The organism is Sphingomonas sp. (assembly GCF_039594485.1).
Taxonomy (GTDB): Bacteria; Pseudomonadota; Alphaproteobacteria; order Sphingomonadales; family Sphingomonadaceae; genus Sphingomonas.
In genome coordinates this window covers 103,189-130,056 of record NZ_JBCNNI010000010.1, presented here as the reverse complement: position 1 = coordinate 130,056, position 26,868 = coordinate 103,189, and the positions used below count along the sequence as shown (strand labels likewise).

At 67.0% G+C, this 26,868-nt stretch carries 21 protein-coding genes and 1 pseudogene; 12 read left to right on the top strand and 10 right to left on the bottom strand.

Features of this window, described 5'->3' with window-relative positions; translation table 11 throughout:
- Window positions 1–112 (top strand): annotated as a pseudogene (locus ABDV78_RS06970) (IS630 family transposase); the annotation flags it as partial.
- A 12-nt stretch (window positions 113–124) separates the two neighbouring features.
- Here the strand turns inward: ABDV78_RS06970 and ABDV78_RS06965 are convergent.
- Complete coding sequence (locus tag ABDV78_RS06965) at window positions 125–685, bottom strand: YceI family protein (protein WP_343526632.1); 561 nt, start codon at window positions 683–685, stop codon at window positions 125–127.
- Between the two features lie 82 nt (window positions 686–767).
- On the opposite strand from ABDV78_RS06965, the gene ABDV78_RS06960 reads away from it, so the two are divergent.
- The 4 genes from ABDV78_RS06960 (at window position 768) to pnp (ending at window position 5,150) form a co-directional block, all read left to right on the top strand.
- On the top strand, window positions 768–1,376 hold the full coding sequence (locus ABDV78_RS06960) for a thymidine kinase (protein ID WP_343526630.1): 609 nt from the start codon (window positions 768–770) through the stop codon (window positions 1,374–1,376).
- A gap of 27 nt (window positions 1,377–1,403) precedes the next feature.
- The gene (gene truB, locus ABDV78_RS06955) at window positions 1,404–2,303 is read left to right on the top strand and encodes a tRNA pseudouridine(55) synthase TruB (protein ID WP_343526629.1); all 900 of its coding nucleotides are present in this window, start codon (window positions 1,404–1,406) and stop codon (window positions 2,301–2,303) included.
- A gap of 13 nt (window positions 2,304–2,316) precedes the next feature.
- Window positions 2,317–2,586, top strand: coding sequence for a 30S ribosomal protein S15 (gene rpsO, locus ABDV78_RS06950; protein WP_343526628.1), 270 nt, complete (start codon window positions 2,317–2,319; stop codon window positions 2,584–2,586).
- A 230-nt stretch (window positions 2,587–2,816) separates the two neighbouring features.
- Window positions 2,817–5,150 carry a polyribonucleotide nucleotidyltransferase gene (gene pnp, locus ABDV78_RS06945; protein WP_343526626.1) on the top strand — a complete coding sequence of 778 codons (2,334 nt, stop codon included), beginning with the start codon at window positions 2,817–2,819 and terminating at the stop codon, window positions 5,148–5,150.
- Between the two features lie 92 nt (window positions 5,151–5,242).
- On the opposite strand, the gene ABDV78_RS06940 is transcribed toward pnp, so the two are convergent.
- The 5 genes from ABDV78_RS06940 to ABDV78_RS06920 all read right to left on the bottom strand — a co-directional run bounded on the left by ABDV78_RS06940 (window position 5,243) and on the right by ABDV78_RS06920 (window position 13,427).
- Complete coding sequence (locus ABDV78_RS06940; protein WP_343526625.1) at window positions 5,243–6,037, bottom strand: alpha/beta hydrolase; 795 nt, start codon at window positions 6,035–6,037, stop codon at window positions 5,243–5,245.
- Between the two features lie 77 nt (window positions 6,038–6,114).
- A complete protein-coding gene (locus ABDV78_RS06935; protein ID WP_343526624.1) occupies window positions 6,115–7,107 on the bottom strand; it encodes a glycosyltransferase family 2 protein in 993 nt (330 codons plus the stop codon).
- 34 nt (window positions 7,108–7,141) lie between these two features.
- Window positions 7,142–8,557 carry a M48 family metalloprotease gene (locus tag ABDV78_RS06930; RefSeq protein WP_343526623.1) on the bottom strand — a complete coding sequence of 472 codons (1,416 nt, stop codon included), beginning with the start codon at window positions 8,555–8,557 and terminating at the stop codon, window positions 7,142–7,144.
- 268 nt (window positions 8,558–8,825) lie between these two features.
- On the bottom strand, window positions 8,826–10,925 hold the full coding sequence (locus tag ABDV78_RS06925) for a bifunctional (p)ppGpp synthetase/guanosine-3',5'-bis(diphosphate) 3'-pyrophosphohydrolase (protein ID WP_343526622.1): 2,100 nt from the start codon (window positions 10,923–10,925) through the stop codon (window positions 8,826–8,828).
- Between the two features lie 90 nt (window positions 10,926–11,015).
- A complete protein-coding gene (locus ABDV78_RS06920) occupies window positions 11,016–13,427 on the bottom strand; it encodes a ligase-associated DNA damage response DEXH box helicase (RefSeq protein WP_343526621.1) in 2,412 nt (803 codons plus the stop codon).
- Window positions 13,428–13,446: 19 nt separating this feature from the next.
- On the opposite strand from ABDV78_RS06920, the gene ABDV78_RS06915 reads away from it, so the two are divergent.
- A complete protein-coding gene (locus tag ABDV78_RS06915) occupies window positions 13,447–14,445 on the top strand; it encodes a ligase-associated DNA damage response exonuclease (RefSeq protein WP_343526620.1) in 999 nt (332 codons plus the stop codon).
- A gap of 18 nt (window positions 14,446–14,463) precedes the next feature.
- Here ABDV78_RS06915 and mdoH read toward each other — a convergent pair whose 3' ends face one another.
- The gene (gene mdoH, locus ABDV78_RS06910; protein WP_343526619.1) at window positions 14,464–16,242 is read right to left on the bottom strand and encodes a glucans biosynthesis glucosyltransferase MdoH; all 1,779 of its coding nucleotides are present in this window, start codon (window positions 16,240–16,242) and stop codon (window positions 14,464–14,466) included.
- A gap of 17 nt (window positions 16,243–16,259) precedes the next feature.
- Window positions 16,260–17,792, bottom strand: coding sequence for a glucan biosynthesis protein (locus ABDV78_RS06905; protein WP_343526618.1), 1,533 nt, complete (start codon window positions 17,790–17,792; stop codon window positions 16,260–16,262).
- A 323-nt stretch (window positions 17,793–18,115) separates the two neighbouring features.
- Between ABDV78_RS06905 and ABDV78_RS06900 the strand changes: the two genes are divergently transcribed.
- Window positions 18,116–20,953: a TonB-dependent receptor gene (locus tag ABDV78_RS06900; RefSeq protein WP_343526617.1), complete on the top strand. Its 2,838-nt coding sequence runs from the start codon at window positions 18,116–18,118 to the stop codon at window positions 20,951–20,953.
- Between the two features lie 160 nt (window positions 20,954–21,113).
- Here ABDV78_RS06900 and ABDV78_RS06895 read toward each other — a convergent pair whose 3' ends face one another.
- Window positions 21,114–21,734 carry a redoxin family protein gene (locus tag ABDV78_RS06895; RefSeq protein WP_343526616.1) on the bottom strand — a complete coding sequence of 207 codons (621 nt, stop codon included), beginning with the start codon at window positions 21,732–21,734 and terminating at the stop codon, window positions 21,114–21,116.
- Between the two features lie 16 nt (window positions 21,735–21,750).
- Between ABDV78_RS06895 and argH the strand changes: the two genes are divergently transcribed.
- Genes argH through ABDV78_RS06870 form a run of 5 tightly spaced genes read left to right on the top strand, consistent with a single transcriptional unit; the run spans window position 21,751 to window position 26,389 of the window.
- Entirely contained in the window at window positions 21,751–23,118 is a 1,368-nt protein-coding gene (argH, locus tag ABDV78_RS06890) for an argininosuccinate lyase (RefSeq protein WP_343526643.1), read from the top strand.
- Window positions 23,115–23,351 (top strand): hypothetical protein, encoded by a 237-nt coding sequence (locus ABDV78_RS06885; RefSeq protein WP_343526615.1) that lies wholly within the window; start codon window positions 23,115–23,117, stop codon window positions 23,349–23,351. Before argH ends, ABDV78_RS06885 begins: the two co-directional genes overlap by 4 nt.
- The gene (gene lysA / locus ABDV78_RS06880) at window positions 23,351–24,613 is read left to right on the top strand and encodes a diaminopimelate decarboxylase (protein WP_343526614.1); all 1,263 of its coding nucleotides are present in this window, start codon (window positions 23,351–23,353) and stop codon (window positions 24,611–24,613) included. Before ABDV78_RS06885 ends, lysA begins: the two co-directional genes overlap by 1 nt.
- 52 nt (window positions 24,614–24,665) lie before the next feature.
- Window positions 24,666–25,439 carry a bifunctional precorrin-2 dehydrogenase/sirohydrochlorin ferrochelatase gene (locus ABDV78_RS06875; protein ID WP_343526613.1) on the top strand — a complete coding sequence of 258 codons (774 nt, stop codon included), beginning with the start codon at window positions 24,666–24,668 and terminating at the stop codon, window positions 25,437–25,439.
- On the top strand, window positions 25,436–26,389 hold the full coding sequence (locus ABDV78_RS06870; RefSeq protein WP_343526612.1) for a zinc transporter ZntB: 954 nt from the start codon (window positions 25,436–25,438) through the stop codon (window positions 26,387–26,389). Before ABDV78_RS06875 ends, ABDV78_RS06870 begins: the two co-directional genes overlap by 4 nt.
- 58 nt (window positions 26,390–26,447) lie before the next feature.
- Here the strand turns inward: ABDV78_RS06870 and ABDV78_RS06865 are convergent, their stop codons facing one another.
- A complete protein-coding gene (locus ABDV78_RS06865; protein WP_343526611.1) occupies window positions 26,448–26,867 on the bottom strand; it encodes a flagellar protein FliS in 420 nt (139 codons plus the stop codon).
- Window position 26,868 lies beyond the last annotated feature (1 nt).

The following is a 26,868-nucleotide window of genomic DNA, read 5'->3' as shown; positions in this document are numbered from 1 at the left end:
CGGTGCCAGGACCATCGATGACCTCTGGAAAACCGTCGGATCCATCTGCGACCTGTACGACCCCCACGAGTGCCGCAACTACTTCGCCGCTGCCGGATATGCTTCCGATTAAACGCTCGGTGCTCTAATCCCATCCCGGCACCAGATCGGCATCGATCGCGATCGTCACCTGCCGCCCGACGATGAGCGGATAGGCGGTCATCCCGAAGTCCCGCCGGTCGATCCGTGTCGTTGCCGCGATATGCACCGGCTCGCGGCCCGTCATCGCGGCGAAGTCCCGGGAGAAGTCGACCGCCAGGGTCGCCGGGCGGGGCACGCCGCGCGCGGTGATCGTCCCCGCGACCTGTGCGCTATGCGGTCCGGTGCGGGTCATGGACGAGCCATGGAAGGTCACGCGGGGATATCGCTCGACATCGAAGAAATCGGCGCCGCGCAAGCGCGACCGGGTCAGCGAATCCCCTGCCTCCAGGGCCTGCGCATCGATCCGCACGTCCAGCGTGACGGCCTGCGCATCGCGGTCGGAGAGCGCCACCCGACCCTCCAGTCTGGGGAAGCGCGCCGTCTTGCTGCCCAGGCCGAAAAAGCCGACCCTGGCCTGCACCCGCGCATGGGCGGGATCGATGCTATAGGCGAGCGAAGCCGGCGCGACCGCCGATCCGGTGCTGCCCACCAGCATGGCCGCCATTGCGATGGCCATTCGCGTGCCAATCCCCATGCCCGTTCGTCCCATGCTCGAAATGGCGGCTCCCTTCCGATAAGGGCGGGATATGGCCAAGCTCTATTTTTACTATGCCAGTATGAATGCGGGCAAATCGACCATGCTGTTGCAGGCCGATTTCAACTATCGCGAGCGGGGGATGAATACGATGCTGTTCACCGCCGCGATCGATGACCGCTTCGCCTATGGCACCATCGCTTCGCGCATCGGCCTGTCGCAGCCCGCCACGCCTTTCCAGGCGACGACCGATCTGGAGGCTTGTGCCCTGGCGCGTCATGCGGAAACGCCGCTGGCCTGCATCCTGGTCGACGAGGCGCAGTTCCTGACGCCCGAGCAGGTCGACCAACTGGCACGGCTGGCCGACCGGCACCGCATTCCCGTTCTCTGCTATGGCCTGCGCACCGATTTCAAGGGCCAGCTCTTCCCCGGATCGGCGCGGCTGCTGGCGCTGGCCGACACGCTCAGCGAGATCAAGTCGGTATGCGTCTGCGGCGCGAAGGCGACGATGAACCTGCGCGTCGATGGACAGGGCCGCGCCATCGCCGAGGGCGCACAGACCGAGATCGGCGGCAATGATCGCTACATCGCCCTGTGCCGCCGCCATTTCGGCGAGGCGCTGGCGGGGGCGGTGGTGCTTGAGGCGCCGTCCTTGAGATAGGGGCCAAGCCTGACTAACGCCTGCGCGATGCATGGATGGATCATACTCGACAAGCCGCTGGGGCTCGGTTCGACGCAAGGGGTGAGCGCGGTCAAGCGCGTGCTGCGCCAGGGCGGCTATGGCAAGGGGATCAAGGTCGGCCATGGCGGCACGCTCGATCCGCTGGCGACCGGCGTGCTGCCGATCGCGGTGGGCGAGGCGACCAAGCTCGCCGGGCGGATGCTCGACAGCGACAAGGTGTATGACTTCACCATCCGCTTCGGTGTGCAGACCTCGACGCTGGACGCGGAAGGCGAGGTGGTCGCCGAGAGTGACGGGCGCCCGACCCGCGAGGCGCTGGAGGCCGTGTTGCCGCGCTTCACCGGGCCGATCGAACAGGTGCCGCCCGCCTATTCCGCGCTGAAGATCGATGGCGAGCGGGCCTATGACCTGGCGCGGGCCGGCGAAGAGGTGGTGCTGGCGAGTCGCAGCGTGACGATCCACAGCCTGACACCCACCCCAGGCCCGGTCGCGGAGGATCTGGAAGAGGTCACCCTCACCGCGCATGTCTCCAAGGGCACCTATATCCGCTCGCTCGCCCGCGACATCGCGCTGGCGCTGGGTACGGTCGGGCATGTCACCATGCTCCGCCGGATCAAGGCGGGGCCGTTCACGCTGGCGTCTGCGATATCGCTGGACAAATTGAACGAAATGGGGCAGGCGCGCGGGCTTGAAGACATACTCCTGCCGCTGAGGGCGGGGCTGGACGACATCCCGGCTCTTGCTCTCGACCCCGACCAGGCAGGGGCGCTCCGTCAGGGGCGTGTGCTGGTTGGGATTGCCGCTGACGATGGCCAATACTTCGCGATGCTGGGCGACCGCCCGGTGGCGCTGGTCGAGGCGCTGGACGGAGATGTCCGGGTCGTTCGTGGCTTCAACCTCGATTGAAGAAAGGATCACGATGTCGATCACCGCTGAACGCCGTCAGGAAATCATCAAGGACCATGCCCGCGCCGAGGGTGACACGGGTTCGCCCGAAGTCCAGGTCGCGATCCTGACCGAGCGGATCCAGAACCTGACCGGTCACTTCAAGACCCATGCGAAGGACAACCATTCGCGCCGCGGTCTGCTGATGCTGGTCAACAAGCGCCGTTCGCTGCTCGACTATCTCCGTCACAAGGACGGCGAGCGCTATCTGGCGCTGATCGCGAAGCTCGGTCTTCGCAAGTAACAAAAAGGGCACCCCCCACGGGGTGCCCTTTTTTCGTCGACTGGTGTATGAAGGCATCGGCCGGCCGGATGGCGCGAATGAAGCGCATCCCAAAGCCTCTAGTCATCAACCCCGGCGAGAAGGCCGGGTAGAGCAATCGGAAGGGCGGCAATTCGGCCGACCTCCAGAGCCAATCTTGGCTCAACCCATAGGCCCCGGCGGGATAGGCCCGTCGGAGTGAAGGAAATTCCATGTTCAATACCAAGAAAGTGGCCATCGAGTGGGGCGGCAAGACGCTGACCCTCGAAACCGGCAAGGTGGCCCGTCAGGCCGACGGCGCGGTGATCGCGACGCTGGGCGAGACGGTGGTGCTGTGCGCCGTGACGGCCGCGAAGACCGTGAAGGAAGGGCAGGACTTCTTCCCGCTCACCGTTCACTATCAGGAAAAATTCTCGTCGGCGGGTCGCATCCCCGGCGGTTTCTTCAAGCGCGAGCGCGGTGCGACCGAGCGTGAGACGCTGATCAGCCGCCTGATCGACCGTCCGATCCGCCCGCTGTTCCCCGAAGGTTTCTACAACGAGATCAACTGCATCTGCCAGGTGCTCTCCTATGACGGCGAGAATGAGCCCGACATCCTGGCGCTGGTCGCCGCGTCGGCCGCGCTCACCATCTCGGGCGTGCCCTTCATGGGCCCGATCGGCGCGGCGCGCGTCGGTTATGTCGATGGCGAGTATCAGCTCAACCCGACCGACGCCGAGGCGCTGGCCGGTGACCTGGACCTGGTCGTCGCCGCCACCCACAATGCGGTGATGATGGTCGAATCGGAAGCCAAGGAGCTGTCCGAAGAGGTGATGCTGGGCGCGGTCATGTTCGCGCACAAGGCGTCGCAGCAGATCATCGACGCGATCATCGACCTGGCCGAGCAGGCCGCCAAGGACCCTTGGGAGCTGAAGGTCGGCGACGACCAGAAGGCGGTCAAGGCCGAGCTGAAGAAGCTGGTCGGCAAGGACATCACCGCGGCCTACAAGCTGACCGACAAGCAGCAGCGCCAGACCGCGCTGGGCGAGGCGCGCGCCAAGGCGAAGGCCGCCATGGCCGACCGCACGCCCCAGGAGCAGCTCGTCGCCGCCAAGCTCGTCAAGAAGCTGGAAGCCGAGATCGTCCGTACCGCGATCCTGAAGGACGGCCGCCGCATCGACGGTCGCTCGACCACCCAGATCCGTCCGATCGAGGCCGAAGTCCACTTCCTGCCGCGTTCGCACGGTTCGGCGCTGTTCACGCGCGGCGAGACCCAGACGATCGCGACCACGACGCTGGGCACCAAGGATGCCGAGCAGATGATCGACGGCCTGAACGGCCTGTCGTATCAGCACTTCATGCTGCACTATAACTTCCCGCCCTATTCGGTCGGCGAAGTGGGCCGCTTCGGCGCGCCGGGCCGTCGCGAGATCGGCCATGGCAAGCTGGCATGGCGCGCGCTGCACCCGGTGCTGCCGTCGAAGGAGGAATTCCCCTACACCATCCGCGTGACCAGCGACATCACCGAGTCGAACGGCTCGTCGTCGATGGCCACCGTCTGCGGCGGTTCGCTGTCGCTGATGGATGCGGGCGTTCCGCTGAAGCGTCCGGTCTCGGGCATCGCCATGGGCCTGATCCTGGAAGGCAAGGATTTCGCCGTCCTGTCCGACATCCTGGGTGACGAGGATCACCTGGGCGACATGGACTTCAAGGTCGCCGGTACCTCCGAGGGCATCACCTCGCTCCAGATGGACATCAAGATCGCCGGTATCACCGAGGAGATCATGAAGGTCGCGCTGGCGCAGGCCAAGGAAGGCCGTGCGCACATCCTGGGCGAGATGAACAAGGCGCTGTCGTCGACCCGGACCGAGCTGTCGGCGCATGCGCCGCGCATCGAGACGATGACGATCGACAAGTCGAAGATCCGCGACGTGATCGGCACCGGCGGCAAGGTGATCCGCGAGATCGTCGCCACCACCGGCGCCAAGGTCGACATCGACGACGAGGGCGTGATCAAGATCAGCTCGTCGGACGGCGCGCAGATCGAAGCCGCGATGAACTGGATCAAGGGCATCGTCGAAGAGGCCGAGGTCGGCAAGATCTACAACGGCAAGGTCGTCAACCTGGTCGATTTCGGTGCGTTCGTGAACTTCATGGGCGGCAAGGACGGTCTGGTCCACGTCTCGGAGATCAAGAACGAGCGCGTCGAGAAGGTCTCCGACGTCCTGAGCGAAGGCCAGGAAGTCAAGGTCAAGGTCCTCGAGATCGATCCGCGCGGCAAGGTCCGCCTGTCGATGCGCGTCGTCGACCAGGAAACCGGCGCCGAGCTGGAGGATAATCGTCCGGCCCGCGAACCGCGTGGCGATCGTGGTGATCGTGGCCCGCGCGGCGACCGTGAAGGCGGTCGCGGTCCGCGCCGTGATGGCGGTGATCGTGGCGGTGAGCGCGGTGGCGAAGGCCGCAGCGGCCCGCGTCGCGACCGTGGCGACCGTCCCCGCCGTGAGGGCGGCGAACAGGGCGGCGCGCCCGAATTCGCTCCGGCCTTCCTGACCGGCGATCGCGACTGATCCTTATCTTCGGATGACGGACAAGGGCTCGGGGGAAACCCCGGGCCCTTTTTCGTTGGGGGGTGAGCCAAGTCGAGGACTACGCCGCACCCTCACCCCGAATGCCCATCCATCCACCGCGCGATCGCATCCACCACTTTGTCCTCGATCCCATAATAGCCGTGCGGGGTCAGCGAGCCGCAGTCATTGTCCGACCGGGTCACCCCACCGGATACGCTCAGCATCGTCGCGTCCGGGCTGTGCGTCATCGCGGCGGCGATGCGCGGTGCATGGTCGGGCGGCGCGACCTTGCAGGAATCGTCGCGATTGGCGACGACCAGCGCGGGCACCCGCACATCTTGCGGATCGGCGTCGAACACCGTTTCGTGGCTGCCGCCCATCACCGATACCGATTCGGTCAGCACCACGCCCGCGATGCTGCCCGGCGCGGCATGCGCGGCGCCGTTCATCGCCGCGATCGATCCCTGGCTGGTGCCCAGCAGGAAGACCGGCCCCGGCCCCTGACGATGCGCCAGCGCGACCAGGCGGTCGATCAGTTGCGCATAGGCGGGAGACCTTCGGACCCCGCGCAGATTTTGCCCGTCGATCGTATCGGGGATCAGGACGCCATAGCCTCGTGCGTTCCACCGGCCTCGCGTCCGCACGACGAAGTTGTCACCATGTCGAATCGCGCCGTCCTTCGTCAGGCCGATATCGCCCGCGCCGCCGGGCAGCATCACGACCATTCCCCGCATGGTGGCGGGTAGCGAGACAAGGATGCGCTGAACGGCTCCGCCCGGCAAGGGAAGCGCGACGACTCGGGCCTGGGGCGCAACTGCCGCCGATGACGATCCGCCGGCGAGCGCTACGGCCGCGAGCAATAAGGCGATGCGCGGAAAGACAGCCATGGCGATGGTCCGAACGATGACTCCGCAACGATCATCGGACGCGCAGGCTGAACGGGACGATAACGGAAAGCAGGCCCTCAGGCGGGGTCCTTGGCCCTTTCATGCGCGCTATAGCCCAGCCGCGCATGGCCCTGCACCGGCCCGGCGACGTCGGCGACCAGATAGAGCGGCCGCCGCTTCGACTCGATATAGAGCCGCCCGAGATATTCGCCGATCATCCCCAGCACGAACATCTGCACCGCGCCCAGGATGACGGTGACCAGCATGGTCGAGGTCCAGCCCTGGACCGCCGTGCCTGTCAGCCAGCCGATCGCGATATAGACCAGCAGCAACAGCGAGGCGGCGGTCAGCGCCAGCCCGATATGGCTGGCCCAGCGCAGCGGCGCGGTCGAAAAGCCGGTCACCGCGTCGAAGGCGAGCGCGATCATCTTGCCCAGCGGATAATGGGTCTCGCCCGCATGGCGCTCGGCGCGGTCATAGGGGAAGGGGACCTGGCGAAATCCGACCCAGGCGACCATGCCGCGGATGAAGCGCGCCTGTTCGGGCAGCGATTGCAGCGCGTCGAGCGCGCGCCGGCTCATCAGGCGGAAATCGCCGGTGTCGAGCGGGATCGGCGTGTCGGTCAGCCGGTCGAGCATCCGATAGAAGATCGCCGCCGTCGCCTTCTTGAACAGGGTTTCCCCGGCCCGCTTGCGGCGCACGGCATAGACCACGTCCGCCCCCTGCGCCGCCATGGTCGCGCGCATGTCGGTGAGGAGTTCGGGCGGGTCCTGAAGGTCGGCGTCGATGATCAGGATCTGCTCGCCCGCGCACAGGTCCAGCCCGGCGGTCAGTGCGAGCTGGTGCCCGTGATTGCGCGACAGGTTGATCGCGACCAGATGCGGGTCGGTAGCGGCCAGACGCTGCATCACCGGCCAGCTCTCGTCGCGCGAGCCATCGTTGATCAGGACGATCTCATAATCCTCGCCCACCGCCGCGCGTGCCGCGCCCGAGATGCGGGCATGCAGCACGTCCAGGCAGGCGGCTTCGTTATAGCAGGGGACGACGACGGACAGGGCAGGGCGCTTCATGACGCCGCCGGTTTAGCGGCGTCGGAGGCGTCCGTCACCCGTTCACGACCAGTTTGACCAGACGGCCCGGCGTCAGTGCCTGTTCCGGGGCCAGCCCGTTCAGCGTCACGAACCGCTCGCGCTTGTAATCGGGATAGGCCATGCGCGCCGACAGGCTGTCGATCGTGTCGCCCTGGCGGACGGTGACGATGCTGATCTTCTTGCCGCGAATGGCGTTCGCCTGTGCCGTTGAGAGCGGCGCGACCGAGGCGAGCAGCGGCTGGAACGGTCCGATGCCCGATCCGGCGGGCGTGACCAGGGTGAAGGTGTAGATGGCCGAGGGGAAGCGATAGGCCACCACGGTCGCATCCACGGCGCGATTGCTGGCGGCGGCGCGGGTCGTCACATAGGCATAGGGGATGCCGTTCGCCGTGCCGTTCTGCAACTGGCCGGTGGGGGTGCCGGTGCCGAGCTGGCCGAAGCGCCGGGTGATCGCCTGGCCCAGATCGCTGCCCTGTGCGAGCCGCATCTCGGCCTGTCCGCCCTGGCCGACGATGGTCACCGCGTCGCTGCCATTGGCGATGCTGTAGCCGCTGGGCGCGGTGAATGTCAGCTTGAGGCCGGGGTGGCGGAAGGTCTGGCCCTCGACCACGCCCTCCTTGGGATCGTCGCCGTAAGGCAGGCCATCGAGCATTCGCAGGAAGGCAGTATCCTGCGGCGGCGTGGTTTCGGGGCGGCCGGTCGCCTGCGCCAGTGCGGCGGCGCGGCGGACCCGGTCGGCGCTGTTGGGATGGGTCGAGGCCCAGGTCGGGATGGCGTTGGCGTCCTTGCCCGCCGTGCGCGCGGCAAGGTTGCTCGACGCGGCCAGCGAGGCGAGCATGTCGGCCGAGGCATAAGGATCATATCCGGCGGCGGTCATGTAGCGGATGCCGAGGCCGTCGGCCTGATATTCCTGATCCCGTCCGTATTTCAGCGTGTAGAGCTGCGCGCCGGTCCCGACCAACTGAGTGGCGATATTGCTGCCGGTCAACAGCCCCGCGCCCGCCGCAAGGATCGATCCGATGGTCGAGCGGGTGTTGCGGCTCTGCGAATGGCGCGCGGCGACATGGCCGACCTCATGCCCCAGCACCGAGGCGAGTTCCGCCTCCGAATTCATCAGCGCGAGCAACTGGCGGGTGACATAGATATAGCCGCCGGGAATGGCGAAGGCGTTCTCGACCGGCGAATTGAGCGTGGTGACGGTGAAGTCGCCCTGCGCATTGGACAGGCCCGACTGGACCGCGACGCGCTTGCCGACGCGCTCGACAAAGGCCGCCTGTGGGCCGGTGTAGCGGCCGCCATATTGCTTGACGAGTTCGGGGTTGGCCTGTGCCCCCTGCGCCTTGTCGGAGGCGGAGATCGACCGAGTCTGCTGGGCGACGACCGGGGCGGCGACAAGCGCGAGCATGGCGGCGGCAGTTGCGAAACGCATCGAAGAAGCTCCCTGTTCGGACCTTTCAAAGCGCGTGGCGGGCGCGGGTTCCAGCTTTTTGTTACGGGCGCGTCATTCCTGTTTTAGGATTTTGGCAGTTTCTAAGTTCCCCGGCGAAGGCCGTGGGCCATTTTCCTTGTCGCCAATGGTGCGCCACGGGGTGCGGGGAGAGCCTATGCGCTGCGCCTGCGATCAAGCGTCGCCACTGGGCCCCGGCCTTCGCCGGGAAACTTGGAATGATTTTCTCCGCGCCCCTGCGCGAACCAGATTAAACCCGCTCCACCGAACTCACCACATCCGCCGCGCGCAAGGCCGCGATCAGACGCATCAGGTGTTGCAGGTCATGCACCTCGACATCGATCAAATTGGTGTGGAACCGCGTGTCGCGCGTATCCAGCCGGACATTGATGATGTTGGCCTTATGCTGGCCGATGATCGTCGCCAGGATGCCCAGCGCGCCGGGTTCATTCTTGACCATGACCGAGATGCGCGCGGTCGCGCCTTCGCTGTCGTCGCCCCAGGAGACGTCGACCCAGTCGGTTTCCTCGTCGGTGCGGTCGGCCAGTTCGGCCAGCACCGGGCACTGGATGGCGTGCACCTCGATCCCCGCATCGGGACGGCGCAGCCCGACGATGCGGTCGCCGGGCACCGGGTGGCAGCATTGCGCCAGATCATATGCGACGCCCGGCGTCAGTCCCTTGATCGAAATCGCGCTCGACTGCGGCGGAAGCGCCGCGACATCCGCCCCCGCCGATCCGGGCATCAGCGCCTCCATCACGGCGGCGTCGGACACCGTCCGCCGGGCGATCGCGATCATCAGATGCGCCTCGTCGGGCATCTTCAGCCGTTGCAGCGCATGGGTCAGCGCATCCGGGCCGATCTGCGCCGGGAGACGGCGGACGATATCCTCATAAAGCTTGGTGCCGAGCGTCACCTGCTCGGCGCGTTCGGCATGGCGCAGATGGCGGCGGATCGCGGCCAGCGCCTTGCCGGTGATCGCCAGGTTCAGCCAATTGGCCTGCGGCGTCTGTCCGGCCGAGCGGAGAATCTGCACCTGGTCGCCGTTGGAGATGACGGTCGACAGCGGCACCACCCGTCCGTTGAGCTTGGCCCCCACCGCCTGGTCGCCCAGATCGGTATGGACGGCATAGGCGAAGTCGATCGGCGTCGCGCCCTTGGGCAACTGGATCAGTTCGCCCTTGGGGGTGAAGGCGAAGATGCGATCCTGGTACATCGCCATCTTCGTATGCTCGATCAGCTCTTCGGGGCTGCCCGAGGTGTCGAGAATCTCGACCAGGTCGCGGATCCAGCTCACCTGCGCATCGTGGCGGGTCGCCTGCTTGTAGGTCCAGTGCGCCGCCAGGCCGAAATCGGCCTCGGCATGCATTTCGGGCGTGCGGATCTGGATTTCGATACGCGCATTGTCGGCATGGATGACGCTGGTGTGCAGCGATCGGTATCCGTTGCGCTTGGGGGTGGAGATATAGTCCTTGAACCGCCCCGGCACCATCGGCCAGCGGCGATGGATAAGACCCAGCGCGCGGTAGCAATCCTCCTCGGTCGGTACGATCGCGCGGAACGCCATGACGTCGGACAGTTGCTCGAAGCTGATATGCCGCTCGTTCATCTTGCGGAAGATCGAGAAGGCCGATTTCTCGCGCCCCGTCACATCCGCATCCACCCCGCCGCGCGACATCAGCAGCTTCAGGCCCGAGGCGATCTTGGAAATGCGGTCGCCGCCGCCTTCCTTCATCTGCGCGAGCCGCAGCGTGATCGACTCATACGCCTCGGGTTCGAGCTGCTGGAAGGAGAGCATCTGCATCTCCTTCATGAACTCGTACATGCCGATCCGCTCGGCGAGCGGGGCATAGATGTCCATCGTCTCCTTCGCGATGCGGCGGCGTTTCTCCGGCTTGGCGATGTGATGGAGCGTGCGCATATTGTGCAAGCGATCGGCCAGCTTCACCAGGAGGACGCGGATATCGTCCGACATGGCGAGCAGGAACTTGCGCAGATTCTCGGCGGCACGCTCGCTTTCGGTTTGCGCCTCGATCTTGGACAGCTTGGTCACGCCATCGACCAGCCGCGCGACATTGGGACCGAACAGCCGTTCGATCTCGTCATAGGTGGCGACGGTATCCTCGATCGTGTCGTGCAGGATGGCGGTCGCGATCGTCTCGTCATCCAGATGCAGGTCGGTCAGGATGCCGGCGACCTCGATCGGATGGCTGAAATACGGGTCGCCCGAGGCACGCTTCTGGCTGCCATGGGCCTTCATCGAGAAGACATAGGCACGGTTCAGCAGCGCCTCGTCGGCCTGGGGGTCATAGTCGAGCACGCGGTCGACGAGTTCATACTGGCGGAGCACGAAATCAGATTTGCGGGGTAGGGGTACGCATTGCAACATTTTTGATGCGATCAGGGTGATCGGGTGCGTTTGTTGGGGGCGTTGCGGGGATCACTCCCCCATAGCCTCCGCCGCCAAAGACTCCGCTTCGATCAACAGATCGTCGTCCGCGCTTCCCGTCGCCACGCGCTCGCGCCCGATCAGCACCAGCACCGGCACGGCGAGCGGGCTCACCCGCTCCAGATCGACATGCAACATCGTGCCCCCCGCCCGGTCGAGCAGATTGGCCAGCCGTCCCACATCGGTCATCCGCGCCCGCGCATCGTCCCAGGCCGCCTGGAGCAGCAGATGGCCCGGCTCATATTTGCGCAGCACGTCGTAGATCAGGTCTGTCGAAAACGTCACCTGCCGTCCGGTCTTGCGCTTGCCGGGATGCTGGCGCTCGACCAGCCCGCCGATCACCGCCACTTCGCGAAAGGCGCGCTTGAGCAGATGCGATTGCTGCACCCAGTCGACGAACTCGTTTTCGAGGATGTCGGGCGAGAAGAGGCTGGCCGGATCGGTCACCTTCTCCAGCCCATAGCAGGCCAGCGCATAGTCGCTGGCGACGAAGCCCAGCGGCTTCAGCCCCTGCGCTTCCATCCGCCGGGTGATCAGCATCCCCAGCGACTGGTGGGCATTCCACCCCTCGAAGCTGTAGGCGACCATGTAATGCCGCCCTTCGCGCGGGAAGGTCTCGACCAGCAACTGGCCGGGGCGGGGCAGGACCGAGCGGCGGTCCTGCATCTCCAGCCAGTCATGCACGTCCGCCGGAAAGCGATCCCATTCGCGCCGGTCGGCGAGAAATGCGCGCACCCGGTCGGCGAGGCTGGTCGACAGCGGCATCCGCGCGCCGCCATAGGTCGGGATGCGCGCAGGCCGGGAGGTGGCGCGGACGATCAGGTCCTCGCCGTCGATCGACTCCACCTCCAGGCTCAAACCGGCAAAGAAGAAGGTGTCGCCGGGGGCGAGGGTGGCGGCGAAACCTTCCTCGACGCGGCCCAACTGGCGGCCGTTGCGGAAACGGACCTTCAGCATCGTCGCTTCCACGATGATCCCGGCGTTCAGGCGGTGCTGGGCGACGAACTGCGGATGGGTGACGCGCCACAGGCCGTCCGGCTGCTGCACCAGCCGCTTGAACTTGTCATAGGCTCTGAGCGCATAGCCGCCGTCCGCGATGAAGCGCAGCACCCGGTCGAACGTTTCGTCGTCCAGCGCCGAATAGGGCATGGCCGAGCGGATTTCGTCGAGCAGCGCGCCTTGTTCGAACGGCGCGGCACAGGCACACGCCATGACATGCTGCGCCAGCACGTCGAGCGCGCCGGGGCGGAAGAGGTCGGGGTCGAGCTCGCCCGCCTCCACCGCGTCGAGCGCCGCGCGCGCCTCCAGATATTCGAAGCGGTTGCCGGGAACCAGGATCGCGCGGCTCGATTCGTCCAGCCGGTGATTGGCGCGGCCGATCCGCTGGAGCAGGCGTGACGAGCCCTTGGGCGCGCCCATCTGGATCACGCAATCGACATCGCCCCAATCGACGCCGAGGTCGAGGCTGGCGGTGGCGACCAGCGCGCGGAGCTGCCCGTCTGCCATCGCGCCTTCCACTTTCTGGCGCGCCTCCAGCGAGAGCGAGCCGTGATGGACGCCGATCGGCAGGCTCTTGTCGTTCGCCTTCCACAGATCCTGGAAGATGAGTTCGGCGAGGCTGCGCGTGTTGCAGAAAACAATGGTGGTCCGGTTCGCCTCAATCACCCGCATCACCTGCGCGGCGGCGTAGCGGCCCGAATGGCCCGCCCAGGGGACGCGGTCCTCGGGCAACAGGATGGAAATATCGGGCGGTGCACCGGGCTCGCCCATGACTAATCCCACGGCATCGATATCGCCGTCCGGGGCCAGCCAGGCGCGATAGCCGTCCGGGTCCGCCACCGTCGCCGACAGCGCGACGCGGCGGAGTTCGGGGGACAGGTGCTGCAACCGCGCCATGCACAAGGACAGCAGATCGCCGCGCTTGCCGGTGGCGAAGGCGTGGACTTCATCGACCACGATCGTCTTCAACCCCGCGAACATGGTCGTGGCATCGGGATAGCTGAGCAGCAGCGACAGCGATTCGGGCGTGGTCAGCAGAATGTGCGGTGGCTTGACCCGCTGCCGCGCCTTCTTGTCCGACGAGGTGTCGCCGGTCCGCGTCTCCACCCTTATGTCGAGGCCCATTTCCTCGATCGGGGTCACGAGGTTGCGGCAGATATCGACCGCCAACGCTTTCAGCGGCGAGACATAGAGGGTGTGCAGCCCCTCGGTCGGATGCTCGATCAGTTCGGCCAGCGTCGGCAGGAACCCCGCCAGCGTCTTGCCCGCGCCCGTCGTCGCGACCAGCAGCGCGTGGCGCCCGGCGCGCGCCTGCTCCAGCATCGCCAACTGATGGGTGCGCGGGTGCCAGCCCTTGGCGGCGAACCAGTCGGTCAGGGCGGGCGGAAGGGAACCGGGCGGCATCCCGAAGGATATAGGTATCATGGTCAAGCTCGGCGACTGGATACAGCCCCATAAACACGGGATTTACGTGGCCCCCGCCGATATGTGGGTCGATCCCTCCGAGCCGGAGGCGCGCGCGCTGGTGACGCATGGCCATGCCGACCATGCGCGCGGCGGGCATGGCACGGTCTGGGCGACGCCGGAGACGCTGGCGATCATGGCGGCGCGCTATGGCCCGCAGAACGGCGTGGGCGTCGGCTATGGCGAGACGATCCGGCTGGGCGAGGTGGACGTCCGCTTCGTCCCGGCGGGCCATGTGCTGGGATCGGCGCAGATCGTGCTCGACCATCGGGGCGAGCGGGTGGTGGTGTCGGGCGATTACAAGCGCCGCGCCGACCCGACCTGCGCACCGTTCGAGCCGGTGCCATGCGACGTGTTCGTCACCGAGGCGACCTTCGCGCTGCCGGTCTTTCGCCACCCGGAAACGGGGGACGAGATCGACAAGCTGATCGCGCGGCTCCACGCCAATCCGACGCGCTGCGTGCTGGTCGGGGCCTATGCGCTGGGCAAGGCGCAGCGGGTGATCGCCGAATTGCGCGCGCGGGGGCATGAGGCGCCCATCTATCTGCACGGCGCGCTGGCGCGGTTATGCGCGCTCTATCAGGAACTCGGCGTCGATCTGGGCGAGCTGCGCATGGTCGCGGACACGCCCAAGGCCGAGATGGCGGGGCATGTCGTGCTATGTCCGCCCGGCGCGCTCAACGATCGCTGGTCGCGGCGGCTGCCGGAGCCCATCACCGCCATGGCCAGCGGCTGGATGCGGGTGCGCCAGCGCGCGCGGCAGAAGAATGTCGAACTGCCGCTGATCCTGTCCGATCATGCCGATTGGGACGAACTGACCCGGACCCTCACCGAAATCGCCCCGCGCGAGGTGTGGGTGACGCATGGGCGCGAGGAGGCGTTGGTCCATTGGTGCGAGACGCGGCAGATGAAGGCGCGGGCCCTGGCGCTGGTGGGATTCGAGGATGAGGATGATTGAGGGCCGGTCACATGGCCCTCACGCCATTGCCAAGGGTCGCGCCGGTTCCGCCACCGCCGACCCCGGCACCGCGAACACGCCCTTGCGCGCCAGCCGTTCCCCCGGTTGCACCTTGGCCGTCTCCATCGCCAGCAATGGCGCGAGCAGCAGCCCCAATGTCACTGGCGACAGCCACGCGCCGAGCATCGGGTTCAGGAACGACACCGCCAGCAGCACCACGCCGACGCCCAGATGCCAGCGATAGCGCGGCATCACATCCGCCGCCGCCAGCCCGTCGCGCACCCGGCTCTGCGGGCTCCAGCCCGACGGCTTGCCGCGCACGATGTTGATGAGATCGATCGTCTGGGTCAGCGCGATCACCGGCGCGGTCAGGATCGACAGCGGCACGTCAAGCGCCACCGACGCCAATATTCCCCGCGCGCCGCCATAGCTTGCCCGACGCCCGGCATCCGCCACCACCCAGATGATGCTGAGCAGCTTCGGCCCGAACAGCAGGATCAGCGTGACGACCAGTACCTGGGTCGAGGTCACCGCGCGCACCGTCGCGGCATCGTCGGACAGGCTCTGCGCGATCGAGGTAGCGATCAGGATCAGCCAGGCGGGCGACATCAGATAGGCGGAGGCGCCGATCAGCAACTGTAACCGGCTGATCCAGTGGAAACCGCTCGCGCCCAGCAGTCTCAGATGCTGGATATTGCCCTGTGCCCAGCGCCGGTCGCGAACCGCCTGGTCGATCAGGGTGGGCGGGAACTCCTCGAAGCTGTCCTCGACCATCAGCATGTGCAGCCGCCAGCCGCGCCGCCGCAGCAGCGCGGCCTCGACCATGTCATGGCTCATGATCGTGCCGCCGAACGGAGGGCGTCCGGGCAGCTCGGGCAGGCCGCAGCTTTCGGCAAAGGCGCTGATGCGGATCAACGCATTGTGCCCCCAGAAGGTCGACTCCGATCCCGACCACCAGACCAATCCCGCGGTCGAGATCGGTCCGTAGAATCGGCTGGCGAACTGCATCCAGCGTTGGAAGAAGGTCGTCGCGCCGATGATCATCGGTACGGTCTGCAGCAGCGCGATCGAGGGGCGCTGCGCCATGACCTGCGCCATGCCGATGATCGTGTCGCCGCCCATCAGGCTGTCCGCGTCGAGCATCAGCATGAAGTCATAGGCCGCGCCCTGATGGCGCACCCAGTCGGCGATATTGCCCGGCTTGCGTCCGACATTCTCCGTTCGGCGGCGGTAATAGAGTGGTACGTCAAGCCGGGGGGCCAGGCGTTCCCAGGCCGCGCGCTCCTCCGCCTCGGCCGCTGCGCCGGAATCGGACAGGACGAAAAAGGTGAAGTACCCGGCCGCACCCGCCCGGCCGATCATCGTCGCCATCCGGGCGATCCGGTCGAAGACGGCGTCGACATCCTCATTGTGGACCGGCACCAGGACCGCCGTCCGCGCGGTCAGTGGCGCCCCGTCGCGCGGGGCCGCCACGATCCCGGGATGCGCGCGCGAGATCAGCAGCACGAAGCCGATCGCCGCCGTCACGAAGCCGAACGAGATCCAGGCGAACAGCGGGAAGAACAGGAGCAGCAGCAACCCGTCGAGCAGGTTGAACCCGTCGCTGAGCAACGCCTCCTTGACCGAGGCCGATGCCGCGGTCGCCAGCAATCCGGTCAGCAGCACCAGCAGCAAGCGCCGCGTGAGGATGTCGTCGGGCGCGAGATTGACCCCGGCGCGCGGCTCCGGCGCGGTGTGCGGCGGCGGCGGACCGTCGAACCGCTGCACCGGCATGACCAGCGGGGCGGGCGGCGGCATCGGGCCCGGCGGCGCGGTCATGGCAGGAACACGGGGGCCAGCACCGTCTCGGTCAGCGTCTTGTCCGCGCGCTTCAGGAACAGGCGGACATCGGCGGGGGCCCCGCCACCCGGCGGCCCCTCCGGCGCGATGTCGGCGGTGACGCGCCAGCGGTCGGTCTGGCCGACCACCGGATAGGCGGCCTGGGCCAGCAGCTTGCCGCGCGTGACGGAGATGTCGGCGGTGACGCCGCTCTGCCGGTCTAGCCCGGCCAGCGCGGGGCCGACGAAATCGACCACCAGCTTGCGTGCGCCCGGTATCGGCTCGGCACCCGGCCGCCCGGCGGCGCCGGTCCATCCGTCGACCGCGTGGGCGATGGCGGGCACCACGGTCGGATCGGTCGAACCCCAGCTCAGCCGATAATCGAACTGCCGCCGCTGTCCCGCCCGGGGGGCGTCGGCCGGGTTCCAGAAGGCGACGATATTGTCGACCGTCTCCGAAGCGGTCGGAAAGGCATACAGCATGACCTGTCCCTGGCCCCAATCCCCCTGCGGCTGTACCCACAGATTGGCGCGACGGTCGTAAAAGGCGCCATCATCCTGATAATGGTCGAAATCCCGGTCGCGCTGGAGCAGGCCGAAGCCGCGCGGATTGCTGTCGGCGAAACTGTCGAGCGTCGGGCGTGGCGGATTGACCAGCGGCCGCCAGATCCGCTCGCCCGCGCCGGTCAGCAGTGCGAGACCGTCCGAATCGTGGATCTCGGGCCGCCAGTCGCTGCCCGCCGTCCGATTGCCCTCGCCATACCAGAACATGCTGGTCGCGGGTGCAATGCCCAGCCGTTCGACGTCGCGGCGGAAGAACAGGACGGCCGATACCCGCTGTTCGACCCCGTTCGCGCCTTTTTGCGATTCGATTCTATAGGCGCCGGCGACACTCGGTCCGTCGAGCAGGGCATGGACGGTATAGCCCTGCGCCCCCGTCCGCTCGATCCAGAACTCGGTAAAGGCGGGAAATTCCTCGCGCCCGTCGATGCCGGTGTCGATCGCGATACCCCGCGCCGAAAGGCCATATTGATCCTGTCCGCCCGCCGTGCGGAAATAGGAGGCCCCCTGAAAGGCCAGCCAGTCGCTGCGTCCGTCCGCCGTCATCGCGCGGAAACCGGCAATGCCGAGCGCGGGGGCGTGTCCCGCCTCGGCAGAGAATAGCGAGGGCGAGAAGGGGATGCTGCGCGCCTGTCCGTTCTCGACGATATGGATACCGACCGGATTGGGCGCATAGCGGCCCAGCGGAAACAGGCGGATGCCCCCGGCCAGCGTCCGGTCGTCGCGATAGCGGATCGTCCCCACCGCATCATAATCGATCGCCGCCGCCGCCGCGACCTTCGCTTGGGGCCGATAGGGCCGACGGGCCAGCGCTTCGGCCTGCGCCTGAAGTGCGTCCCATGAAAAGCCCTTGGGCGCGCCGGTGGGCCCCGTCTTCTGCGCATGCTGCTGCGCGTGCGCCGCGAGCGCAGGCGTCACGCCCAGCACGGCCAGGGCTGCGACCAGTTCGCGTCGGTTGGCGTGCGTCATCGGCTCGCGCATCTCCTTCGGTGGGGCCGGGGATCGGGCTTCCTGATCCGGGTGAACGACCCGATCGGATGGTGCAACGCAACATGCGACGATCGGTTGCCTGAGCACCATCAGATGCTCCGCAACGACTATGGTATAATATATTTGACTTATAACCTTCTTAGGTCCAAATAGATGCAATAATACGAGAAGGGGGCTTCTTCATGAATGGAAATTACAAGCGCTTGGCCGTTTCGGCTGGCGCGATTGCCGTCGCTTTGCTTTCAGTTTCGCCGGCTTTCGCACAGGATGCGGCCCAATCCACCGCGCCGGATGCGGCCAAGGTGTCTGATGCGTCTGCGGAGGGTGATGTCGTCATCACCGGCACGCGTCTCCAGCGGCCCAATCTGGCGAGCAACAGCCCGCTGGCGGTCGTCGATGCGGCCGAAATCCGCTATCAGGGCGCGGTCCAGATCGAGAATGTGCTGAACCGCCTGCCCCAGGTGACGCCGGATTCGAACGAGAATGCGTCGAACGGGTCGGACGGCACCGCGCGCGTCAACCTGCGCAACCTGGGCAGCAACCGGAATCTGATCCTGATCAACGGCCAGCGCATGCTGCCTGTTCAGGCCAATGACCTCAACTTCGTGCCTACGGCCCTCATCAAGCGGGCCGATGTGGTGACCGGCGGCGCCTCCGCCGTGTACGGTTCGGACGCGATCTCGGGCGTCATCAACTTCATCCTGCGCGACGATCTGGAAGGCATCCGCACCGACGTCCAATACGGCTTTGCGCAGCACACCAACGACAATGACTATGCGCGCCGTATCCAGACGAACGCCAATTATCGTCTGGCCAACCGCAATGTGCTCGACGGGCAGAAGCTGGACGTCAACGTGGCGTTCGGTACCAACTTCCCCGATGGCCGCGGCAATGTGACCGCCTATTTCGGCTATCGCGACACCAAGCCGGTTCTGCAGGCCAATCGCGACGTGTCGGCCTGCGCCGCCGATCCGGCGGGCTTCACGGCCAAGGGCAACACCGACCTGGCCTGCGGCGGGTCGAGCAACAATCCCTATGGCCTGTTCGATCCCCAGACCGGCCCCAGCGCCGATCTCGGCCGGTTCAACAACACCAAGGATGGCGCGCGAACCTGGGTCCCGTATGATTCCAGCTTCCGTTACAATTATGCGCCGCTGAATTACTTCCAGCGCAACGACACCCGTTACACGGCGGGGGCCTTTGCCAAATATGAAGTGACGCCGGCCATCGAAGCCTATGGCAGCGTCATGTTCATGGACGATCACACCAACTCGCAGATCGCTCCGTCAGCGTTGTTCCAGGGCTATACCTACACGGTCAACTGCGACAATCCGTTCCTGAGCGCACAGCAGGGCAACATCCTGTGCGGCAGTGCCTATGGCACCTCGGCGACGCAGGATCTGTATATCGGTTATCGTCCGGTCGCGGGCAATGCGCGCCCGCGTCGTGACGACCTGCGCCACACCGATTACCGTTTCTCGGGCGGCATCCGCGGCCAGATCGCCGATGGCATCCGTTACGACGCCAACGCGCTGTTCTCGACCGTGCTCTACAACGAGACCTATGAGAACGACATCGACCCCAGCCGCGCGAATCGCGCGATCCAGGTGGTGAACGTCAACGGCGTTCCGACCTGTAAGTCGGTCGTCGATCGCAGCGATATGCAGTGCGTGCCGCTCGACATCTTCCGCTACAACGGCATCTCCGACGCGGCGTTCAACTATATCTACGCGCCGACCTCCACGCGCGGCGTCGACAAGGAAACGGTGCTGAGCGGCAATATCAGCGCCGATCTGGGCACCTATGGCGTCAAGTCGCCCTTCGCCGACTCGGGCGTCGGCTTCGTGCTGGGTTTCGAGCACCGCTATGAAAGCCTGGAGTTCAAGGCCGACGCGCTGGCGGTGCAGAAGGGCACGACCCAGACTTCGGGCCGGTTCAGCGTGAACGAACTGTTCGCCGAGCTGGAGGTGCCGCTGATCGAAAACCGGCCGTTCTTCAAGGATCTGTCGGTGAACGCGGGCTATCGCGGTTCGGACTATAGCAACCTGTCCAAGATCGTCTCGACCTACAAGGCCGAGCTGTCCTGGGCGCCGAGCAGCGACATTCGCTTCCGCGGCAGCTACAACCGCGCGATCCGCGCGCCCAACGTGTCGGAACTGTTCAGCCCGCAGTCGAACGGCAACGTCAACGCGAAGGACCCTTGCGCCAATGATCCGGGCGTGTCGCCCACCGCTTCGCTCGCCCAGTGCCAGCGTAGCGGCGTGACGGCGGCGCAATATGGCCGCATCGCACCGTGCCCGTCCGACCAGTGCACCGGTCGCGGCGGCGGCAATCCGCTGCTGAAGCCCGAAGAGGCCGATACCTATACGGCGGGCGTCGTGCTGACCCCGAGCTTCATCAAGCGCCTGACCCTGTCGGTCGATTATTTCGACATCAAGGTGAAGGGCTATATCGGCTCGATCCCGGTCAGCCAGACGATCAGCCAGTGCATCGCCACCGGCAATCCGTTCTTCTGCAGCCTGTTCCAGCGTGATCCGCGCAGCGGCATCATCTTCGGCGATCAGGGCTATATCGTCTCGACGACGCAGAATACGGGTTCGCTGCGCACTTCGGGCCTCGATATCACCGGCAGCTATACCCAGCCGCTGGGGGCGTTCGGTCGCGTGAACATCGACTTCCTCGGCACCCGCCTGCGCAAGCTGGTCACCGAGCCACTGCCGGGTCTGGGCTCCTATGACTGTGTCGGCTTCTTCGGCCCGACCTGTGGGCAGCCTCAACCGAAATGGAAGCACCAGGCCCGCTTCACCTGGTCGGACGCAGCCTCGGTCGGCACGATCTCGCTCAACTGGCGCTATACCGGCGGCACGAATCTGACCAACAATTCGACGATCGCCGACTTTGCCAGCGACCCGTCGATCATCAACGCCCGGATCAAGGCCTACAGCTATTTCGATCTGGCGGGCACGGTGAAGGTGCAGAAGGGCATCGTCTTCCGCGCCGGCGTCAACAACCTGCTCGATAAGGATCCGCCGCTGATCCAGTCCGGCCTGCTGGCCTCGTTCGGCAACGGCAACACCTATCCGGGCGTGTATGATGCGGTGGGACGCACCGTGTTCATCGGCCTGACGGCGGAATTCTGATGCGGAGAAGGGGGTGGCCGGCGTGCCGCCCCCGACCCTGTTGGAATGGTTTTACCCCAGCCTGTCCCGCCCGGTTCGCGCCGAGCGGGACTTTTTGCATGGGACAGGGGACGGCCCGCCAGGACCGATAAAGGTCGCTGGGGGAGGCGGGTGTTCCGGTTCAGCGCGCCTCGGCGAGGATTTTCCCGGCCTCCGCGTCCGCCCAGTCGAAGCCGCCGGTGACGCGCCAGATTTCCTTGCCGTCCGCGCCGTACAGGATCGTGGTCGGCAGATTGGCCTTGTAATGGACGCTCAGCCCCAGGTTGGGGTCGAGATAGATGGGCAGCGCGTCCAGCGACTTGCCAGCAAGGAACGGCTTCACCTTGGCGGCGCTGTCCTGCGCCACCGCAATCACCGCGACCTTGCCCGACAGGCGCTTGGCGGTGGCGGCCAGCGTCGGCATTTCCGCCACGCAGGGGCCGCACCAGGTAGCCCAGAGGTTCATCAGCACTGGCTTGCCCCGGAAATCGGCCAGGCTCGTGGCCTTGCCGTCCAGGCTGGTGAAGGCCAAGGTGGGGGCCGCCTCGCCCTTATGGCTGCGGTCGACCGCGCTCACGGGCCTGGGCGCTTCGGGCGCGGAAGCGGCGGGGACCTCGCCCCCCGTCACCTCTCCACCCGTCACTTCACCGCTTGAAACTTGCGTGTCGGAGGTGTTGGCGGCTTGCTCCGGGGCGGGGCTTTGCTTATCGCACCCGGCGACCATCAGCCCCAGGAGACAGGCGATCACGGTACGCGACGACATGGGCGGCTCCAACGCAATGTGGGGCGGGCGCTTCGCAGAAGGTCCCGCCGCGGTGATGCGCGAGATAAACGCGTCCATCCCCTTCGACAAGCGACTGTGGAAACAGGACATCGCCGGATCCAAGGCGCATGTCGCGATGCTGGGCAAACAGGGCATCGTCTCGGCCGAGGACGCGGCGACGATTTCCGCCGGGCTGGACCAGGTGGCCGAGGATTATGCCGCGAACGGCGTGGCCGAGGACCTGACCCTCGAAGACATCCATATGCAGACCGAGGCGAAGCTGGCCGCGCTGATCGGTCCGGTCGCGGGGCGTCTGCACACCGCCCGGTCGCGCAACGACCAGGTGGCGACCGACTTCCGCCTGTGGGTCCGCGATGCGATCGACGAGACGCTTGTGGCGCTGGGTGCCCTGCGCGAGGCGCTGCTGACCCGCGCCGAGGAACATGCCGACAGCGTGATGCCGGGCTTCACGCACCTTCAGTCCGCGCAGCCGGTGACGCTGGGCCATCACCTGATGGCCTATCACGAGATGGTCGTGCGCGACGCCAGCCGCTTTGCCGATGCGCGCGCGCGGATGAACCAGTGTCCGCTGGGCTCGGCGGCGCTGGCCGGGACGGGCTTTCCGGTCGACCGGCACGCGACGGCGGCGGCGCTGGGCTTTGACGGGCCGACGCGCAACTCGCTGGATGCGGTCAGTGACCGGGATTTCGCGATCGACTATCTGCAGGCGGCGACCAACTGCTCGCTGCACCTGTCGCGGCTGGCCGAGGAGTTCGTGCTCTGGGCGTCGCAGCCCTTCGGCTTCGTCGCGCTCAGCGACCAATGGTCGACGGGCAGCTCGATCATGCCGCAGAAGCGCAACCCCGACGCGGCCGAACTGGTACGCGGCCATGCCGGACGGATCATGGGCTGCATGACCAGCCTGATGGTCACGATGAAGGGCCTGCCGCTCGCCTATTCCAAGGACATGCAGGACGACAAGCCGCCGGTGTTCGAGGCGCATGACCTGCTGGCGCTGTCGATCGCGGCGATGACCGGCATGGTCGAAAGCGCGACCTTCCGCACCCCGCGGATGCGGCAGGTGGCGGAGGCGGGCTTCTCGACCGCGACCGATCTGGCCGACTGGCTGGTTCGCGTCGGCGGCATTCCCTTCCGCGAGGCGCATCACATCACGGGGCGCGCCGTGAAGCTGGCCGAGGAGAAGGGCGTGATGCTCCACGAACTGTCGATCGACGCGCTGACCGCGATCGACGCGCGGATCAACGACGGCATCTATGACGTGCTGTCGGTCGATGCCTCGGTCGCCAGCCGGGTCAGCTTCGGCGGCACCGCGCCCGCCAATGTCCGCGCCGCCATCGCCACCGCACGGGGCCTTCGCCCGTGAGGCGGGCGCTGGTCCTGCTGGTCGCACTGGGCCTTGCCGGTTGTGGTGCGGCCAACAAGCTGCAACCCGCCAAGGGCGACAGCCTGCCCGTCGCCCCGCGCGGCGCGACCGCCACGCCGACGCCGCAGCAATTGCTGACGGCCACCCCTCAACAACGCCCGCAACGCTCCGACGAACTGCTTCGCCAGTCCGAGGAACGCCGTTCGGACGATTTCGATTTGCCCCCCCGCTGATGGATCATTTTCATTTCTCGAACGGCGAACTCCATGTGGAGGATGTGCCCGTCGCCCGGATCGCCGAAGAGGTCGGCACCCCGGTCTATATCTATTCCGCCTCCACCTTCCGCCGCCATGCGCAGGTGTTCCGCGACGGGCTCAGCGCCCTGCCGCGCGTCCATCTGGCCTATGCGATCAAGGCGAATCCCAACCTCGCCGTGCTGCGCGTTCTGGCCGATGAGGGCTATGGCGCGGACGTGGTTTCGGTCGGCGAGATGCGCCGCGCACTGGCGGCGGGGATGAAGGCCGAGGATATCGTCTTCTCCGGCGTCGGCAAGACCCGCGCCGAGCTGATCGCCGCGCTGGAGGCCGGGATCGGCCAGTTCAACCTGGAGCTGGAGGAAGAAGGCGCGGTCCTTGCCGAACTGGCCCATGCACGCGGCCTCGTCGCTCCCGCCACGCTGCGGGTGAACCCGGACGTGGATGCGGGCACCCATGCCAAGATCTCGACGGGCCGCAAGGAGAACAAGTTCGGCGTGCCGATCGACCAGGCGCTGGGCATGTTCGACCGTCTGGCGGGCCTGCCGGGCATCGACCTGAAGGGCGTCGCCTGTCACATCGGCAGCCAGTTGGGCGATCTCGCGCCGCTCGAGGCGGCGTATCGGCGCATCGGCGAGCTGGTCGCCGAGCTGCGCGGCGCGGGCCACCGCATCACCCGTGTCGATCTGGGTGGTGGTCTCGGCGTGCCCTACAAGCCCGACGACGTGATGCCCGCCCCCGCCGCCTATGGTGCGATGGTGGCCGCCGTGACCAAGGACTGGGACGTCGAGCTGATGTTCGAGCCCGGCCGGGTCATCGCGGGCAATGCCGGCGTGCTCGCGACCGAGGTCGTCTGGGTCAAGCCCGGTGTCGCCAACCCTTATGTGATCGTAGATGCGGCGATGAACGATCTGGCGCGCCCTGCGCTCTACGACGCCTATCATGATTTCGTCGCGGTCAAGCCGACCGGCGAGACGATGATGGCCAATATCGCGGGGCCGGTGTGCGAGACGGGCGACACCTTCGCGATGAACCGCCAGATCGACGCGGTGAAGGCGGGCGACCTGGCCGTGTTCCGCACGGCGGGGGCCTATGGTGCGACCATGGCCTCGACCTATAACAGCCGCCCGCTCGTGCCCGAGGTGATGGTCGAGGGCGATCGCTATGCCGTCGTCGCCGACCGCATCGCCGCCGAGACGATCATCGCCGCCGAGCGCGTGCCGGAGTGGCTGAAGAAGTGACGTCGGCGGGGCGTGGCCCTTTGCTCCCCCGGCCTGTCTCGGGGAGGATGGGGTGAGCCTCGCCAGCCTGCCGCTGTTCGTCCGGCTGGGCGGGCGTCCGGTGATCCTGCTGGGCGATGGCGAGCCCGCCGAGGCGAAGCGGCGCCTGCTCGACCGGGCGGGCGCGCGGGTCGTCGGCGAAGAGGCGCAGGCCGCACTCGCCATCGTCGCGATCGAGGATGAGGACGAGGCGCAGGCTGCGATCGCCCGGCTGAAGGCGCGCGGTGTGCTGGTCAATGCGGTCGACCGCCCGGCGGCATGCGACTTCACCCTGCCCGCGATCGTCGAACGGGGGCCGGTGATCGTCGCGATCGGCACCGGCGGCGTGTCCGCCGGGCTGGCGGCGGCGTTGCGCCAGCGGCTGGAGGCGTTGTTGCCCGCCGGGCTGGGGGCTTTGGCGGAGGGGCTCTACGCCGCGCGCGCGGGATTGCGGGCGCGCTTCCCGGACGCGGCGGAGCGGCGGCGCGTGATCGGGGCGGCGCTGTCGCCCGGCGGCCCGCTCGACCCGCTGCGGGCGGAGGGCGATGTGTCCGACTGGCTGGCGGGCGCGGATCGACCGGCGGCGAGGGTGGAGGCGTTCGTGCTGACCTCCCCCGATCCCGACGACCTGACCCTGCGCCAGGCGCGCGCGCTGGCCGCCGCCGACCGGGTCTATCACCGTGCCGATGTGCCGCCCGCGATCCTCGACCGCGCGCGCGCCGATGCGGTGCGGATCGAAAGCGATGCCGCGCCCGGCGATGCGGTGGAGGGACAGGTGGTCGATCTGTCGATGGCGGCGCGCGCGTGACCGGGTTCGCCTATCGGATCGAGAACGGCGCGGCCCAGGCCATCGATGTGCGACAGGCGGTGTCCGACAAGGCACGGCTGGTCTGGGTTCATCTGGAGACCAACGATGCCGTCGCGCAAGGCTGGCTGCGCGACGACGCGCATCTGTCGCACTATGTCGTCGATGCGCTGACCGCGACCGAGACGCGGCCCCGTTGCGAGGCGATGGGCGAGGGGGCATTCCTCAATCTGCGGGGGCGGAGCAGCGAGCCGCTCGACAGTTCGGACCTGCTCGCCTCGGTCCGCATCTGGGCGGTGAAGGGCCGCGTCTATTCGGTCACCCGCCGTCCGCTGATCGCGGTGGACGCGGTCCGGCAATGCGTCGAGCGTGGCGAGGTGCAGGACCCCGGCGACCTGATCTCCGCCTTCGCCACCGCGATCACCAGCGATCTCGACCCCGATGTCGCGGGGCTGGGCGACGATCTGGACGATTGCGAGGAGCAACTGGACGAACACCGCGTCTTCCAGCTTCGCCGGACGGTCAGCCGGGTGCGCGTCGCCGCCATCGCCTATCGCCGCTTCCTCAATCCGCAGCGTGCGGCGCTGGAGAAGCTGGCGGCCCTGCCCGGCGACTGGCTGGCCGATGACGACCGGCTGCACCTGTCCGCCGCCGCCGACCGCGCCGCGCGCATGGCCGAGGAGCTGGAATCGATCCGCGAACGGTCGGCGCTGATCCACGAGACGCTGACCGACATGCGCGCCGAACAGATCGACAATCGCGCGCTGGTCATCTCGATCGTCGCGATGGTGTTCCTGCCGCTGACCTTCATCACCGGCCTGTACGGGATGAACGTCAAGAACCTGCCCTATGCCGAGGAGCCCTGGTCCTTCGACGCGATCCTGGGGGCCTGCGCGCTGATCGCGGCGGGGATCGTCATCTATTTCGTCCAGAGGCACTGGTTCCGGCGGTGACCTGCCCCGCCCGTTCGCGCTGAACGGATAGCTGGGGTGGGGAGGGGGCGGCCGCCCCTTACGACACGGCCTTCGCGCTGTTCATCCGGCGCACGGTTTCCCAGGCTTCGGCGATATCGGCGATGTTGGTCGCGACGTCGCGGAAGACCTGCGGATCCTGGTCGAGCGAGCCGTCGACGATCTGCCGCCGCGCGCCCGCATAGAGCTTGGCGAAGGTGATCGACATCTCGCCGCCATTGTCGAAATCGAGGCCCGCCTCCAGGGCGAACAGGATGGCGGTGGCGCGTGTCACCCGCTCGCTCTTGCGGGCGAGCTGGCCATGTTCGGTCGCCCAGGCCGCCGAGCGGAGCGCGGAGATGAGTTCCTCGTACAGGAGCTGGACGAGCGCGGGGCCGTCCGCCATCGCGGTGCGGCCGACGACGTCGATCTGGCGATAGGTGGCGGCGGGATCGGCGAGCAGTCCGGTTGCATAGGCCATG

Excerpts from the sequence above, each read along its gene's own strand:
- mdoH (WP_343526619.1), bottom strand. The coding sequence starts at position 16,242 with ATGCCGCCGCCCGCCCCGCTGGTCATGCCGGTGCAGCGGTTCGACGGT.
- rpsO (WP_343526628.1), top strand. The coding sequence starts at position 2,317 with ATGTCGATCACCGCTGAACGCCGTCAGGAAATCATCAAGGACCATGCC.
- ABDV78_RS06895 (WP_343526616.1), bottom strand. The coding sequence starts at position 21,734 with ATGTCGTCGCGTACCGTGATCGCCTGTCTCCTGGGGCTGATGGTCGCC.
- ABDV78_RS06935 (WP_343526624.1), bottom strand. The coding sequence starts at position 7,107 with ATGAAGCGCCCTGCCCTGTCCGTCGTCGTCCCCTGCTATAACGAAGCC.
- pnp (WP_343526626.1), top strand. The coding sequence starts at position 2,817 with ATGTTCAATACCAAGAAAGTGGCCATCGAGTGGGGCGGCAAGACGCTG.
- ABDV78_RS06865 (WP_343526611.1), bottom strand. The coding sequence starts at position 26,867 with ATGGCCTATGCAACCGGACTGCTCGCCGATCCCGCCGCCACCTATCGC.
- ABDV78_RS06960 (WP_343526630.1), top strand. The coding sequence starts at position 768 with ATGGCCAAGCTCTATTTTTACTATGCCAGTATGAATGCGGGCAAATCG.
- lysA (WP_343526614.1), top strand. The coding sequence starts at position 23,351 with ATGGATCATTTTCATTTCTCGAACGGCGAACTCCATGTGGAGGATGTG.
- truB (WP_343526629.1), top strand. The coding sequence starts at position 1,404 with ATGCATGGATGGATCATACTCGACAAGCCGCTGGGGCTCGGTTCGACG.
- ABDV78_RS06915 (WP_343526620.1), top strand. The coding sequence starts at position 13,447 with ATGGTCAAGCTCGGCGACTGGATACAGCCCCATAAACACGGGATTTAC.
- argH (WP_343526643.1), top strand. The coding sequence starts at position 21,751 with ATGTGGGGCGGGCGCTTCGCAGAAGGTCCCGCCGCGGTGATGCGCGAG.
- ABDV78_RS06920 (WP_343526621.1), bottom strand. The coding sequence starts at position 13,427 with ATGCCGCCCGGTTCCCTTCCGCCCGCCCTGACCGACTGGTTCGCCGCC.
- ABDV78_RS06965 (WP_343526632.1), bottom strand. The coding sequence starts at position 685 with ATGGCGGCCATGCTGGTGGGCAGCACCGGATCGGCGGTCGCGCCGGCT.
- ABDV78_RS06930 (WP_343526623.1), bottom strand. The coding sequence starts at position 8,557 with ATGCGTTTCGCAACTGCCGCCGCCATGCTCGCGCTTGTCGCCGCCCCG.
- ABDV78_RS06940 (WP_343526625.1), bottom strand. The coding sequence starts at position 6,037 with ATGGCTGTCTTTCCGCGCATCGCCTTATTGCTCGCGGCCGTAGCGCTC.
- ABDV78_RS06905 (WP_343526618.1), bottom strand. The coding sequence starts at position 17,792 with ATGACGCACGCCAACCGACGCGAACTGGTCGCAGCCCTGGCCGTGCTG.